Consider the following 14,775-nt stretch of genomic DNA (forward strand, 5'->3'; position numbering starts at 1 on the left):
TCCTCCTACTCGATTTAGTCGCTGTGTTCACATTCGAACAATTGAGAGATGCCCCCTAGGTCACTAAGAGATATGTTCTGTGATTTTATATAATAATAGTGAATATCTTATATATAAATGAATATGCAACTGATATTCCAGGTGAATGCATTGTTTTAAAAATGTGAGCCAATTAGCGGTTGAATAATATACTCACTTGGTTAGACTTTAACCGTGAAAGCAGCGTTTTAACAAAGACTTGTCTGCTTTCACTACCCCATTTCTTTTTGGATTTCTTAGTTAGCTTGGAGGCGCAAATGAAACATTTCGATTTTATACAGCATATTTGCGCGTCGTTTGATCCGTGTTCTGACATGGTGACTGTTATGTCACAAACATCAGCCATGGCCGATCGAAACACCCAAGATAAACCTAACTAATAGATCCGTATCCTTATTTGGCTGCGGAAAAATAGCAGCTAAGTGAGAAGCCCTCATACTATCTAACACGCTATTTTTCCTCAGTTGACTCAACAACTGGAGAGTTATTATGCGTCACTCAGTATATTTAAAATTAGCAACAGTCCTTATCCGTGCCGATCTTCGTCGTGAAGAGCGCGAATGGCAACGAAAAGTTCGTCGTAGTTCATATGAGCTGCCGTGGAACAATACTCACTTATTAAGAGATATTGGTCTTGAAGCTGACGGTCGACCGATTGGTTTTTCTGAACCAGAAGTCGTCACGATTGAACGTCGAGTACGTCACCTTCGTCGTGTCTTAAGTGCGCGAATACCGACGTAATCTGCGGGGTTGATAGCACCTTTCAACCCCTAAGATAATTAACAGTGATAGTTATGGCGTCGAAAGTGCAAACTTTTGAACTAGAACTGGCCAAAAAAGAGAAGCGCTTGCTTCTCTTTTTTGCTTTTTTAAGCCGAGATCTGTGCTTTTTTAAGTCGTTATCTAGTAAAGAAATAGAGTTCTACTAAGCTATAGAGAGCAAGGGAGGCCGGTTATGCAAAAGCATCAGTTAGACATGTGGTTACATGGAGAGCACAAAGACTCTTATCAAACACCCAAAGTGTACGTTATTGGCTGTTCTGATATTTCAGAATATCTATTGGCGGTGGAGTACAAACATAAGCTAGAACCGGTAAAGCAAGACGGCGAGCCGCTTCACTTTGGATCCTTGGATCAAGTGAAAGAGGAGTTACTCCGGCTCGGCTTTGAAAAGGCGTATCTTCGCTTACACAACGCCTATGATGAGTTTGGTAATGAGCCAAGCCAAAGCTACTGTGATATTGAACTGGCGCTCAAACCTCATTAAGAGGCGTTGGTAGCGAGATATTGATTCTAATTCCAGACTGTTTTTTAACGCACTGATAGTTTTGGCTATCGAGGCTCGATTAAACGATCTATGCGTAATGTGTTGTCAGTAATTTATGGGTGAATTGAGTTCGCAGATAGAAACCACGTGGTTTAGTTTTGATAGGTTTTCCGCTTGCACCGTAAGCTTCCGTTAACACACGACTGTTAGCAGCCTTCGGACGTAAATGCAGTGCTTCACCGTGTCTTGCTGTTATCTGTTCAACATTGCCTAAAACGATCAACTCCATCAGTTCTTCCCAATCTCGCTTCAAGAGTTCGTCTTCAGCTTGGCTAGGTGTCCATAATAATGGGGATCCTACATGCCTCTCTGCTAGCGGGATCTCTCTTTCTCCCTCGACAGGGATCCACAACACCTTAGACAGCTTGTTTCGAACGTGGCTGGTTTCCCAAGTTATGCCTTGCACACCCATCAAAGGAGCAACACACACAAAGGTGGTTTCGAGTGGCTTGCCAGAGTAGCTAATCGGAATGCTTTTTAGCTCGATACCGAGCTTGGCAAAATCTTGTTCTGGCTTACTGCCTGCAGGTGCACCCAAGTGCCATTCCAATAGCTGCCCAACCCAGCCTTTATCACGCTTAAGGTCGTTTGGCATCACCATCTCAGCTTCGTCAGCGAGCTCTTTAAAGGTCATTCCGGCGATGGCATACGCGCGCTCTAACAGCTCTTGTTGTGTTTGTGGTTCTGGTTTCATAATAAAAGGCATGATCAAAAAAATGATTTTATCAGAAGTTATCACCATATGACGACTGGTTAAGAAATGATCTCCTTACGAGAAAAGGGATCAAACTCAGGGTTATCCACAGGACATAAAGGTAATTAATTGAAATATTAATTTAGTGGATAAATAAACAGGGGTTTATGGTGGATAAAATGCTTGCCAAATGGGGTTCAAAATGAATCTTTCACTTAGTAGTGTGGATAAACATCGGAGTGGTTGATCTTTAACCATGTCAGGTTTCTGAAAGATCTTTTACATTTCTAATGTTTTTTAAAACTAGAATGTTATTTTAATTTACTGATTTATATAATAATAAAATTATTTTGACTGATTTGTTGTTTTTGGTGTTGATGAATCTATGGATTAAAAAAAACGATTGCGGGTAATTCTTCACATAGTTATTCACAGAAAAGGTGAATAAATGTGGTCTATGTCTCACTATTGTGTGGGTAACTAGAATTTGAGCAAAACTTATCCATATTCCTAGTTATTATTCATAAATATAGCGCTTATCACGTCACTAAGTTTGCTCCGATTGGGGATATGTGGAAAAATCAGAGTAATTAAAAATTTAGATAGAGGTTGGCCAGTGATAGATGGCGATGGTTACCGATTAAATGTTGGTATTGTAATCTGTAACAACCATGGTCAGGTCTTCTGGGCTAAACGATACGGGCAACATTCATGGCAATTCCCTCAAGGGGGAATAGATGAAGGTGAGACTCCGGAACAGGCAATGTACCGCGAGTTGTATGAAGAGGTTGGCCTTACTAAAAAGGATGTAAAGATCGTCGCGACAAGTCGTCATTGGTTACGCTACAAGCTACCCAAACGACTGGTTCGGTGGGATTCTAAACCTGTCTGTATTGGACAAAAACAGAAGTGGTTCCTTTTGCGCTTAGATTGCGATGAATCGCATATCAATATGCAGCGTGGAAGTACACCTGAGTTTGATGGTTGGCGTTGGGTGAGTTACTGGTACCCAGTTCGACAAGTTGTTTCTTTCAAGCGAGATGTTTACCGTCGAGCGATGAAAGAGTTCGCATCTTTAGCAATGCCGTTTAAAGAGCGAAAAATAAAAGGAAAGCGCAAATTGCGTAGAGGTTAAGCATGCTCAGTCAACTAAGGGAAATAGTTGAACACGTATCAAGAGTTGAAGATGTGTCGACGGCTCTTGATATTTTGGTTAAAGAGACATGCAGTGCGATGCAGACGGAATGTTGCACCGTGTATTTGGCAAATAATGATATGCAGCGCCTTGAGTTGATGGCAACTCAAGGCCTGATCTTCAAAGGCAATAGCATTCACATTGGTTTTGACGAAGGTCTGGTTGGCCTTGTTAAAAGAAGTGCTGAACCTATCAACCTTGCACAAGCGTCTGCTCACCCTGCTTATAAGTTTTTTCCAGAGCTTGGAGAAAACGTCTATCACTCTTTTCTCGGTACTCCGATTATCCACCGCAAGCAAGTGCTCGGTGTATTGGTCATTCAACAGAAGACCCCACGTTTATTTAGTGAGATGGAAGAATCCTTCCTTGTCACGCTCTCTGCACAACTTGCCGTTATTGTGGCGCACGCCCAAACTCAAGGCCATTGGCTGTTAGAGCAACAGAAGCTACCGGCTACTAAAGGTATTGCAGCTTCATCGGGCGTGGCGATTGGTGACTTATGGTGGGACAACACTCAGCCTGAACTCACCGATGTTTATCCTGCTTCGACGCTCAATATAGAGAGAGAGCATGAGTTGTTGGCGGTAGCGGTTGAAAACGCCCTCAATGACTTTAAGCGCATGCGAAAGCGCTTAGATAGCGAAATCAATAAAGATGCGTTGGCGATCTTTGACCTGTTTACTCACTTACTCAACGATCCTATGCTGCGTAAGGATCTAAAAAGCCAAATCCAGAAAGGCGATAAAGCCGATTGGGCACTAAGACAGGTTGTAGAGAGTTATTCTAATCGCTTTGCTCGTATGTCGGACGTGTATCTTCGTGAGAGAGCACAAGACATCCGAGAGCTCGGACAAAGGCTGCTCTATTTCCTCCACAACTCTGAACATGAACTTCGCACGTTAGATAAGCCGATTATCCTAGTGGTTCGTGAGTTAACCGCTTCGGTATTAGCGTCTATTCCCAAAGAAAAGCTCTTAGCGGTGATTTCCTTGGAAGGGGCGGCGAACTCGCACGCAGCGATTTTATCTCGAGCGCTTGGCATACCTTCCGTCATGGGGGTAAACCTCAACCTAGCTCAAGCTAATGGCAAGCGAGCGATTGTTGATGGGTATAGCGGTGAGATCTTTATTGAGCCGACTAAAAGCCTGCTCAAAGAGTATCGAGGGCTGATTCTAGAAGAGAGTGAGCTCTCCTCTATGGTCAATCGCGAGCTGTACCTACCGGCAAAAACGCAAGACAACAAGCAAGTCGAGATTCTGCTTAATGCGGGTTTAAGTGCAGACACTAACATCGCTATCAACCAAGGCGTTGATGGCGTAGGGCTGTATCGAACTGAAATTTCTTTCTTGTTGCAGCAAAGATTCCCGTCAGAGGATGAACAATTCAAGCAGTATCGTTCTGTACTGGCAAGCTACCCAGAGAAACAAGTGGTGATGCGTACACTCGATATCGGTGGTGATAAGGCCTTACCGTATTTTCCTATCGAAGAGGACAATCCATTCCTTGGTTGGCGTGGTATTCGGTTTACGCTCGATCATCCTGACATCTTTATTATTCAGTTACGTGCCATGCTACGTGCGAGCTGTGAAAGCCATAACTTGAGTATTTTGCTGCCGATGATCTCTGGTGCACAGGAGTTGGATGACGCGCTACAGTTGATTGAACAAGCGTATGATGAAGTGCATGAGCTTGATAACCGAGTGCGTATGCCTCGCGTTGGTATCATGATTGAAGTGCCATCCATGCTGTACATACTGCCGCTGATTGCGCATAAGGTCGACTTTGTTTCAGTCGGTACCAACGACTTAACCCAATATTTATTAGCGGTTGATCGGAACAATTCACGAGTATCCGATGTCTATGAATCAATGCACCCTGCGGTGATCATGGCATTAAAACAAATTCATGATACTTGTAAGCAATATCAATTACCTGTTTGTATTTGTGGCGAGTTAGCCGGTGACCCGATGGGCGCGCTGCTATTGATTGGATTGGGGTATGAGACGTTAAGTATGAATACCTCGAATGTCGCAAGAACCAAATATTTGATTCGTCAATCGAACTTGGCTGAATTACAGGATTTGGCAAATAAGGCACTTTCAAAACCGTATGGTAGTGACATCTATAGTATGATGCTGAACTATTTCGAAGAGCGTGAATTTACAGGCTTCATTCGAGCAGGTAAAAAATAGGATTTAACGTGTCATATGAACTGATAGGCTTGTTAGCGGGCCTTGGTGCTATTGTTGGTGTTTTAGCAGGCTTGCTAGGCATTGGTGGTGGTTTGCTGGTTGTTCCTGCCTTACTGTTTTTGCTTCCTAAAGCGGGTATCCCCCAAGAGTTTGCGATGCAAATGGCATTGGCTACTTCGCTATCAACCATCATCGTTACGTCGGGATCGTCTGCGATTAACCATCTAAAGTTGGGTAACGTAGAGATGTTTGTCGTTAAATGGTTGATGCCAGGTGTGGTGATAGGTGGCTTCCTCGGCTCTTTCGTGGCCGATGTAATTCCAGCTCAATACTTACCAAAAGTCTTTGGTGTGATTGTTTTGGTGTTGGCGTTGCAAATGCTATTGTCGATTCGCTCCAAGAGCCAAAAATCGATGCCGGGTTCAGCTAAAACCGTGTTGTGTGGCGGCGGGATTGGTTTGGTATCAAGCTTAGCGGGCATTGGCGGTGGGTCTTTATCGGTACCTTTCCTTAACCATCACGGTGTGGAAATGCGTAAAGCCGTCGGCTCATCTTCGGTATGCGGTTGTGTTATCGCGATTTCGGGAATGCTAGGTTTCATTTGGCATGGATCTTCTGTCGATGATCTTCCTGCGTATAGCTTGGGTTATGTTTATCTACCGGCTTTGATCGCGATATCTTGTACCTCAGTTTTGACCACTCGAGTGGGTGCGAAACTGGCCACTCAATTGCCAACCCCTGTGCTGAAGAAATTCTTTGCGGTATTTTTAATGTTTATAGCAGCCACAATGCTGCTGTAGTGTCTTTTCTGTTAGTCATTGAGCTAACCGTTAATCAATTTAGATAGAGAGCCAAGTATGTCTCAGGGTTTTATCGAATTCCCAAATATCGATCCTGTTCTTATTGAACTAGGACCAATCTCAGTTCGTTGGTACGGCCTAATGTACCTTGTCGGTTTTATGTTTGCTCTTTGGTTAGCAAATCGCCGAGCTGATCAACCGGGTAGTGGTTGGACTCGAGAGCAAGTATCAGACTTACTGTTTGCTGGCTTTCTAGGTGTGGTGTTGGGTGGTCGTATTGGCTACGTACTTTTCTACAACTTTGACCTTTTCCTAGCAGACCCACTGTACCTATTTAAGGTATGGACTGGCGGTATGTCTTTCCACGGTGGCTTGCTGGGTGTTATCACCGCAATGTTCTGGTATGCGAAAAAGAATGGTCGCACCTTCTTTGGCGTGGCAGACATGATTGCACCACTCGTCCCATTTGGTTTAGGTATGGGCCGTCTAGGTAACTTCATGAACAGCGAGCTTTGGGGCCGTGTGACTGATGTGCCATGGGCGATTGTGTTCCCTAACGGTGGTCCACTTCCTCGTCACCCATCTCAACTTTACGAGATGGCGCTTGAAGGTATCGTGCTGTTCTTCATCTTGAACTGGTTTATCAAAAAGCCGCGTCCTCTTGGTTCTGTATCAGGGTTATTCCTAGCTGGATATGGTACATTCCGCTTCTTAGTAGAATACGTACGTGAACCTGATGCTCACCTAGGTTTGTTCGGTGGATTTATCTCTATGGGACAAATTTTGTCACTGCCAATGGTTATCATCGGTGTGCTGATGATGGTGTGGGCATACAAGCGTGGTCACTACAAAGACGAATTACCACAACAAACGAAGTAAGGAATTGGTGTGAAACAGTATTTAGATCTCTGTCAGCGTATCGTTGATGACGGTACTTGGATTGAAAATGAACGCACGGGCAAGCGTTGCCTAACCGTGATCAATGCTGACCTTGAATATGATGTTGGTAATAACCAATTCCCACTGGTAACAACGCGTAAGAGTTTTTGGAAAGCCGCAGTTGCTGAGCTGCTTGGCTATATCCGTGGTTACGACAATGCTGAAGATTTTCGTAAGCTAGGGACTAAAACTTGGGATGCGAATTCTAACCTGAATGAAGCATGGCTGAATAACCCTTACCGCAAGGGTGAAGATGACATGGGCCGTGTTTATGGCGTTCAAGGACGTGCATGGGCAAAACCTGACGGCGGTCATATCGACCAACTGAAGAAGATTGTTGATGATCTAACTAACGGTATTGATGACCGCGGCGAGATCTTAAACTTCTACAACCCAGGTGAGTTCCACATGGGATGTTTGCGTCCGTGTATGTACAGCCATCACTTCTCACTACTTGGTGATACTCTGTACCTAAACAGCACTCAGCGCTCTTGCGATGTACCCCTAGGCCTGAACTTCAACATGGTTCAAGTGTATGTCTTCCTAGCTATCATGGCGCAAATCACGGGTAAGAAAGCTGGCGTGGCTTACCATAAGCTAGTAAATGCTCATATTTACGAAGATCAACTTGCACCTATGCGTGATATCCAGTTAAAGCGTGAGCCGTTAGCTGGCCCAACATTCCATATCAATCCTCAGATTAAGTCTCTAGAAGATTTGGAAACATGGGTAACGATGGATGACTTCTGGGTTGAAGGTTACGAATGCCACGAAGCGATTAAGTACCCATTCTCGGTTTAATCTCACTCGCTTTGTTTGATTGAAAGGCTGCCTCTGTGCAGCCTTTTTTGTATCTAAGTTACAGTGACGAGTAATCGAGATTCGAAGAGCAGAGAAATCATATGCTGTGTGATGCTTTATGTTACTCGTATACTCTCAACGCGCATTGGCTCTTTCTCTTCGATACTCGCTTACACGCATCTCGAATCTTTTTTCGATTCATCATTCCCTAGACTGACGAAGGAAGGAGTTGGGAGTCTCTTTCGTGGTGTGTTTGTGGGATTCCCTATCACGCTCGTTCCTCGCTGTAGGGAATGACGGAAATATATAGATGCGGGTAAACGAGATGCGGGATACGAAGAGCTAGAACGGACTTCTTTGGTGAGTAATGCTTACCTTACCGATTTACTCTTATATCGTATCAGTTTCAGCTCTTGTCACAAGCTTACTCATATCTCGAATTTGATTTTAGCTCTTCGTTACTCGTTTACCCGAATCCCGTATCTGCTCTTAAAAAGAAAAAGCCCGCAACCTAGGAGGTAGCGGGCTTTGCTATAAGCGATGTTTATTTTGCTATTAAGCGGTAAGAGCTAACACGCTACCAGGCAGTACAAGGAATACCGCAACAAGGTAACCAGCCACTACAGCTTTGTTCTTCACAGCCATGTCTGAAATCATGTCTGCCGCTTTAACTGGAAGTTCACGTAGGAACGGGATACCGAAGATGAATACCGTTGACATGATGTTGAACACCAAGTGTACTAGAGCAATTTGTAGTGCGAATACTGCGAACTCACCAGACACTGCTGTAGCTGCAAGTAGAGCCGTAATACATGTACCGATGTTTGCACCCAGAGTGAATGGGTAAACGTCACGTACTTTAAGAACACCTGAACCTACTAGTGGAACCATCAAGCTTGTTGTCGTAGAAGAAGACTGAACAAGGATAGTCACGATAGAGCCAGAAGCGATACCGTGGATTGGACCACGACCGATTGCGTTCTTTAGAATCTCACGAGCACGACCAACCATTAGGCTCTTCATCAGCTTACCCATTACAGTAATAGCTACGAAGATAGTTGCGATACCTAGAGCGATAAGCATGATGCCGCCAACAGTGTCGCCAAACGTTGATAGTGGTTCTTTAATCGCACTTACAACAGGCTTAGTGATTGGCTTGATGAAGTTAAGACCACCCATGCTCATATCACCTGTTGCTAGCATCGGTGATACTAACCAGTGAGAAATTTTCTCTAGAATTCCAAACGCCATCTCTAGTGGTAGGAAGATAGCAACGGCTAATAGGTTAAAGAAGTCGTGGATTGTCGCACTTGCGAATGCACGTTTGAACTCTTCTTTACAACGAACGTGACCAAGGCTAACTAGCGTATTGGTTACCGTAGTACCAATGTTAGCACCCATGATCATAGGAATTGCTAGCTCAACAGGTAAACCACCTGCCACAAGGCCAACGATAATTGAAGTAACTGTACTTGATGATTGAATAAGCGCTGTTGCTACTAAACCAATCATTAAGCCTGCAACTGGGTGTGAAGCAAATTCGAAAAGAACCTTTGCTTGCTCGCCTGTTGCCCATTTGAAGCCTGTACCAACCATTGAAACTGAAAGTAATAGTAGGTAAAGCATGAATGCCAAGTTAGCCCAGCGTAGCCAACGAGTAGTGCTCGAGATAGGCGCTGCTGCAGTAGTAGCTTGGTTCATAATGTTTTCTCCATTGGACCGTTTAAGTCTGTGTTTGGTCTGTTTGTTTAATCTGAGCGTGATGTTAGAGGGGAAATATTTCAGTAATATTACATTTTGGTTTAGGTGCGACTTTTTTGTGATGATTTACTCTTTAAATATTCCAATTGCTAATGTGGTTGTTTTAAGTTGTTGTTTTAAATTGTTTTTTAATGGAAATTCTATAGGTGATATAGATCTTAAAAGTTAGAAAAAAATTGAAAATAATCGATGAAATATTACATTATGAAATCAGACACTTCGAAAAAATAAGTGGTAAATCTATGTTTGGTTAGGTTTTTCCGAGTTTGTTGAGTGGCGGTGTCATATTTGATATAAAAGGGTATCTACTCTTTTATTACGGCACATCTATGTCGCATCTCAACTACAACCATCTGTATTACTTCTGGATGGTTTGCAAGCAAGGCTCTGTTACTAAAGCTGCAGAAGCCCTATTCCTAACACCACAAACGGTAACGGGGCAGATAAAAGCCTTAGAAGAACGCATGGATGGCAAGTTGACCAAGCGTAATGGCCGAAGTGTTGAGCCTACAGAGCTTGGGCAACTGGTCTTTAAATATGCCGATCGTATGTTTGGCCTGAGTTACGAGATGCTGGACATCGTGAATTACAGCCAGCACTCCAATATTCTGTTTGATGTTGGCGTCGCGGATGCGCTCTCTAAAAGACTCGTCAGTAAGATACTGATGTCGACCATCCCTCCAGATAACAGCATTCACTTGCGCTGTTTTGAATCGACCCATGAAATGCTACTTGAGCAACTCTCTCAACATAAGCTCGATATGATTTTGTCTGACTGTCCGGTGGACTCTAGTCAAAGCCCGGGCCTGTTCAGTAAAAAGCTGGGTGAGAGTGGAATGAGCTTTTTTAGTTCAGGTCAGGTTGAAGGGGTTAATTTCCCTGCTGTATTGGAGCAAAGAAAGCTTTTGATCCCTGGCAGCCGAACCTCAATGGGTCGTAAAGTGCTGCAATGGTTTGATAGACAAGGGCTTAAGCCAGATATTTTAGGTGAGTTTGATGATGCCGCATTGATGAAGGCTTTTGCTCGTTACCATCATGACGTAATATTTTTAGCACCGACGATTTATATGTCTGAAGTGGAAGACGACACATCACTGCAACTATTAGGCGGTATTGAAGAGTTAAAAGAGGAGTACTACGTCATATTTGCTGAGAGGATGATCCAACATCCAGCAGTAAAAAACGTATGTGACGCAGATTTTAGCAAATTGTTCGAGTGAGATAGTTTGTTAATGAATTGATATCGATTATCATAACTCCGCAATATGCCGGAAATACTGATAGCCCGTAGTTGGCGTAAAGGTTGTAGGGAGCCAAACTATGAACTTAAAAGAGATGGAGAAGAACTCAGCACAAGCTGTGATTCTACTCAAAGCCATGGCTAACGAGCGTCGCTTACAGATTTTGTGCCTATTACATGGCACTGAACTGTCGGTTGGGGAGTTGTGTGGCAAGTTGGAACTGAGTCAGTCTGCTTTATCTCAACATCTTGCTTGGTTGAGAAGAGATGGTTTGGTCGAAACTCGCAAAGAAGCTCAAACTGTGTATTACACATTGAGTAGTGAAGAAGTAAAAGCGATGATTAACCTACTGCATGGTATTTACTGCAAGTAGCTTATTGCTGGTGGGAGGGGGATTTCTTATCAGCGATAGAATGACACAAGGAAGTGTTAGCATTTCACATTGAACGTTAGTGTTTACCTATCTATCTACCTATCTACGTACCAATTTGCTTCTCTATTTATTTTTCTGATTGTTTGTTTTATCTATCTGCTTAAATTGTTTATCGGTCAGAAAAACGGCTGTTAGCACGTAAAATAAAAGCGTTACTCAAAATTTAGATATAAAAAAACCGGCCTAGGCCGGTTTTTTTCGTTTTGCGTTGTAATCAAATTTCTATTAAAGAGCTTTGATTGCAGCAGCGAAACGAGACTTATGACGTGCAGCTTTATTCTTATGAATAAGGCCTTTAGTCGCCATACGGTCAAGAAGTGGTGTAACTTCTACAAGAGCAGCAGTTGCAGCTTCTTTATCACCAGCTGCGATAGCTGCGATAGTCTTTTTCATGTAAGTGCGCATCATAGAACGACGGCTAGCATTGTGCTGGCGACGTTTCTCAGCTTGGATAGCGCGCTTCTTAGCAGATTTACTGTTTGCCAAGGGTCTAACTCCCAAAAACTTAGTTCGGTGACAATTTAAGGGCGAGGACTATCCCTCATTAGCGCTTAATTGTCAAATGATTTGTGCAAAAACCAATCGTAGCCAAACAAACTTTGGTATGGAAAGGTCATCGCGGTTAAGATGGCGGGGATTCTAACAGCATTTTTAGACCAATGCTAATAAATATGCTTCTTAGGACAGGATAGTATTTATCCTCGCTTGAAAGTAATCAACCAGTGTCAGAGGTTTCTGTGAGTAAACGACTATTAAAGTCAGGCCTGATTGTCAGCGCAATGACTTTTGTTTCCCGTGTATTGGGGCTAGTACGTGATGTAGTAGTAGCAAATTTGATGGGGGCAGGAGCGAGTGCCGACGTATTTTTCTTCGCTAATAAAATTCCTAATTTCTTACGTCGACTTTTTGCAGAAGGTGCGTTTTCTCAAGCGTTTGTTCCTGTATTAACGGAATATCACGCCGCAGGTGATAAAGATAAGACACGAGATTTAATTGCTAAGGTGTCGGGGACGCTCGGGGTTTTAGTTTCTATTGTCACCGTCATCGGGGTATTGGGCTCTGGCGTGATCACCGCGATGTTTGGTGCGGGTTGGTTTATCGACTGGCTAAATGATGGCCCATCAGCACCCAAATTTGAGCTAGCGAGCTTTATGCTCAAGATTACCTTTCCTTATTTATGGTTTATCACCTTCGTCGCTTTATCTGGTGCCATTCTTAATACATTAGGTAAATTTGCGGTCTCTTCTTTTACTCCTGTGTTCTTGAACGTGATGATCATAGGCGCTGCATGGTTTATCTCACCTAATTTAGAACAACCAGAAATTGGTTTGGCTATTGGTGTGTTTCTTGGTGGCTTAGTCCAATTCCTTTTCCAAATGCCTTTCTTGATCAAAGCGGGTGTGTTGGTTAAGCCGAAGTGGGGATGGAGAGACCCGGGTGTGGTTAAGATCCGCACATTAATGATCCCTGCTCTGTTCGGTGTATCGGTCAGCCAAATCAACTTATTGTTTGATACCTTTATTGCCAGCTTCCTCGCAACAGGCTCTATCAGTTGGTTGTACTACTCAGACCGACTGCTTGAATTTCCTCTCGGTTTATTCGGTATCGCGATTGCGACTGTGATTCTTCCTGCTTTGTCTCGTAAACACGTAGATGCTCAAGGGGAAGGGTTCGCGCATACCATGGATTGGGGCGTGCGCATGGTGTTGCTGCTTGGTATTCCTGCGATGTTAGGTCTTATCGTTTTAGCTAAACCCATGTTGATGGTGCTATTTATGCGTGGTGAGTTCTCTCCACACGATGTACAGCAAGCATCGATGTCATTGGTAGCTTACGCATCAGGCTTGCTTAATTTCATGCTGATTAAAGTTTTAGCTCCGGGCTATTACTCTCGCCAAGATACCAAAACACCGGTTAAGTACGGCATTATCGCTATGGTGACCAATATGGTGTTTAACGCGATCTTTGCTTGTTTTTATGGCTATGTGGGTTTGGCGATTGCGACGGCACTGTCTGCCTTTGTGAATATGGCCTTGTTATATCGAGGATTGCACCTTGCGGGTGTGTATCAATTAACTAAGACAACCTTGTTGTTCAGTGCCAAATTAATTATCTCAGGTGTGGTGATGGTAGCGGCTATTTTATGGCAGCTGGATAATATGCAACATTGGCTTGAATGGAGCTTTAGCCAGAGAGCGCTGACATTAACTGGCTTGATTGGACTTGGTGGCTTTGTTTATATTGTTTCGGTACTGATTTTAGGTATCCGAGTAAAACATTTAAAAGCAGCGACAGATTAATACTGATTAGTATATAATCCGTCGGTTTCACACAATAAATGATGCAAATAACAGGTTTTAGCTGATCATAATGGAACTGATCCGAGGTATACACAATATTAAAGCGCAGCATCATGGCTGTGTATTAACCATAGGTAACTTCGATGGTGTTCATTTAGGACATCAAGAGGTTTTGAGTCAGGTTTCTAAACAAGCTGCAGCATTAGGGCTACCTTCTGTTGTTATGACGTTTGAACCGCAGCCTATGGAGCTGTTTGCCCGAGATAGAGCGCCAGCACGTTTAACTCGTTTACGAGACAAATACGTGCAACTGAGTAAGCTAGATATCAGTCGCTTATTGTGTGTTAATTTTAATCAGTATTTTGCAAGTTTATCCGCGGAAGCATTCATTAAGGATCTTTTGGTTGATAAGCTTGGTGTGAAGTTCTTGGTGGTTGGTGACGATTTTTGCTTTGGTAAAGGTCGTACCGGTAATTTCGCTATGCTCAAAGAGGCGGGCGAGAAGTACGGTTTTGAGGTGGTCAGCACCCAAAGCTATTGCTTAAACCAATTACGAGTAAGCAGTACTGAGATACGAAATGCATTAGCGGTCGATGACTTGGCTGCAAGTGCTACCATGTTAGGACGTGATTACAGTATTAGTGGTCGAGTGTCCCATGGTCGAAAACTAGGGAGAACTATCGGTTTCCCTACCGCTAATATTCCATTAAAGCGTTGTGTTTCTCCTGTATCGGGAGTGTATGTTGTTGAAGCTTTGGATATCGACGGTGTTCCTGTCGGTGGCGTTGCTAATATTGGACAACGACCAACAGTTAATGGGGTAAGGCAGCAATTGGAAGTGCATTTTTTTGACTTTAAAGCCAATTTATATGGTAAACAGTTAGAAGTACGACTTTTGCACAAACTGCGCGACGAGATAAAATTTGAATCGTTCGACGCACTAAAGAATCAAATAGAATTGGATGCTGAAGCCGCAAGGGTGTGGCTGCTTCAGCTAAAGAATTAATCGGATGATTCCACCGATTAACATAATGTCTAACTTCGCCCAATATA

General features: G+C 43.4%; 14 protein-coding genes. 11 read left to right on the forward strand and 3 right to left on the reverse strand.

The window, feature by feature from the left end; all coding sequences use genetic code 11:
• Positions 1-528: 528 nt before the first annotated feature.
• Both AB4209_RS14525 and AB4209_RS14530 read left to right on the forward strand, forming a co-directional pair.
• Entirely contained in the window at positions 529-780 is a 252-nt protein-coding gene (locus AB4209_RS14525; RefSeq protein WP_017059332.1) for a hypothetical protein, read from the forward strand.
• Positions 781-994: 214 nt separating this feature from the next.
• Positions 995-1,306 carry a DUF6482 family protein gene (locus AB4209_RS14530; RefSeq protein ID WP_004735016.1) on the forward strand — a complete coding sequence of 104 codons (312 nt, stop codon included), beginning with the start codon at positions 995-997 and terminating at the stop codon, positions 1,304-1,306.
• An 88-nt stretch (positions 1,307-1,394) separates the two neighbouring features.
• Here the strand turns inward: AB4209_RS14530 and mutH are convergent, their stop codons facing one another.
• The gene (gene mutH, locus AB4209_RS14535; protein WP_032546406.1) at positions 1,395-2,060 is read right to left on the reverse strand and encodes a DNA mismatch repair endonuclease MutH; all 666 of its coding nucleotides are present in this window, start codon (positions 2,058-2,060) and stop codon (positions 1,395-1,397) included.
• A gap of 616 nt (positions 2,061-2,676) precedes the next feature.
• On the opposite strand from mutH, the gene rppH reads away from it, so the two are divergent.
• From rppH to AB4209_RS14560, 5 genes are read left to right on the forward strand one after another with little or no spacing between them, the layout of a single operon-like run.
• Positions 2,677-3,195 carry an RNA pyrophosphohydrolase gene (rppH, locus tag AB4209_RS14540; protein ID WP_017059335.1) on the forward strand — a complete coding sequence of 173 codons (519 nt, stop codon included), beginning with the start codon at positions 2,677-2,679 and terminating at the stop codon, positions 3,193-3,195.
• A 2-nt stretch (positions 3,196-3,197) separates the two neighbouring features.
• Entirely contained in the window at positions 3,198-5,447 is a 2,250-nt protein-coding gene (ptsP, locus tag AB4209_RS14545) for a phosphoenolpyruvate--protein phosphotransferase (protein ID WP_017059336.1), read from the forward strand.
• Positions 5,448-5,455: 8 nt separating this feature from the next.
• Positions 5,456-6,247, forward strand: a complete 792-nt coding sequence (locus tag AB4209_RS14550; RefSeq protein ID WP_017059337.1) for a sulfite exporter TauE/SafE family protein — start codon at positions 5,456-5,458, stop codon at positions 6,245-6,247.
• A gap of 57 nt (positions 6,248-6,304) precedes the next feature.
• Positions 6,305-7,126: a prolipoprotein diacylglyceryl transferase gene (gene lgt / locus AB4209_RS14555; protein WP_017059338.1), complete on the forward strand. Its 822-nt coding sequence runs from the start codon at positions 6,305-6,307 to the stop codon at positions 7,124-7,126.
• A gap of 9 nt (positions 7,127-7,135) precedes the next feature.
• Complete coding sequence (locus AB4209_RS14560; protein WP_017059339.1) at positions 7,136-7,987, forward strand: thymidylate synthase; 852 nt, start codon at positions 7,136-7,138, stop codon at positions 7,985-7,987.
• Between the two features lie 555 nt (positions 7,988-8,542).
• Here the strand turns inward: AB4209_RS14560 and AB4209_RS14565 are convergent.
• Positions 8,543-9,688, reverse strand: a complete 1,146-nt coding sequence (locus AB4209_RS14565; RefSeq protein ID WP_017059340.1) for a Na/Pi symporter — start codon at positions 9,686-9,688, stop codon at positions 8,543-8,545.
• Between the two features lie 389 nt (positions 9,689-10,077).
• Between AB4209_RS14565 and nhaR the strand changes: the two genes are divergently transcribed.
• The gene (gene nhaR, locus AB4209_RS14570; RefSeq protein ID WP_017059341.1) at positions 10,078-10,968 is read left to right on the forward strand and encodes a transcriptional activator NhaR; all 891 of its coding nucleotides are present in this window, start codon (positions 10,078-10,080) and stop codon (positions 10,966-10,968) included.
• A gap of 100 nt (positions 10,969-11,068) precedes the next feature.
• A complete protein-coding gene (locus tag AB4209_RS14575) occupies positions 11,069-11,362 on the forward strand; it encodes a metalloregulator ArsR/SmtB family transcription factor (RefSeq protein WP_004735028.1) in 294 nt (97 codons plus the stop codon).
• A gap of 285 nt (positions 11,363-11,647) precedes the next feature.
• Here the strand turns inward: AB4209_RS14575 and rpsT are convergent, their stop codons facing one another.
• A complete protein-coding gene (gene rpsT / locus AB4209_RS14580; RefSeq protein WP_004739529.1) occupies positions 11,648-11,908 on the reverse strand; it encodes a 30S ribosomal protein S20 in 261 nt (86 codons plus the stop codon).
• A 251-nt stretch (positions 11,909-12,159) separates the two neighbouring features.
• Here rpsT and murJ point away from each other — a divergent pair, with 251 nt between their 5' ends.
• Positions 12,160-13,722, forward strand: coding sequence for a murein biosynthesis integral membrane protein MurJ (gene murJ / locus AB4209_RS14585; RefSeq protein ID WP_032547643.1), 1,563 nt, complete (start codon positions 12,160-12,162; stop codon positions 13,720-13,722).
• Positions 13,723-13,792: 70 nt separating this feature from the next.
• Positions 13,793-14,728 carry a bifunctional riboflavin kinase/FAD synthetase gene (gene ribF / locus AB4209_RS14590; protein WP_017062867.1) on the forward strand — a complete coding sequence of 312 codons (936 nt, stop codon included), beginning with the start codon at positions 13,793-13,795 and terminating at the stop codon, positions 14,726-14,728.
• The last annotated feature ends 47 nt before the right edge of the window (positions 14,729-14,775 follow it).

Source organism: Vibrio sp. 10N.286.48.C11, from assembly GCF_041469805.1.
Taxonomy (GTDB): domain Bacteria; phylum Pseudomonadota; class Gammaproteobacteria; order Enterobacterales; family Vibrionaceae; genus Vibrio; species Vibrio crassostreae_C.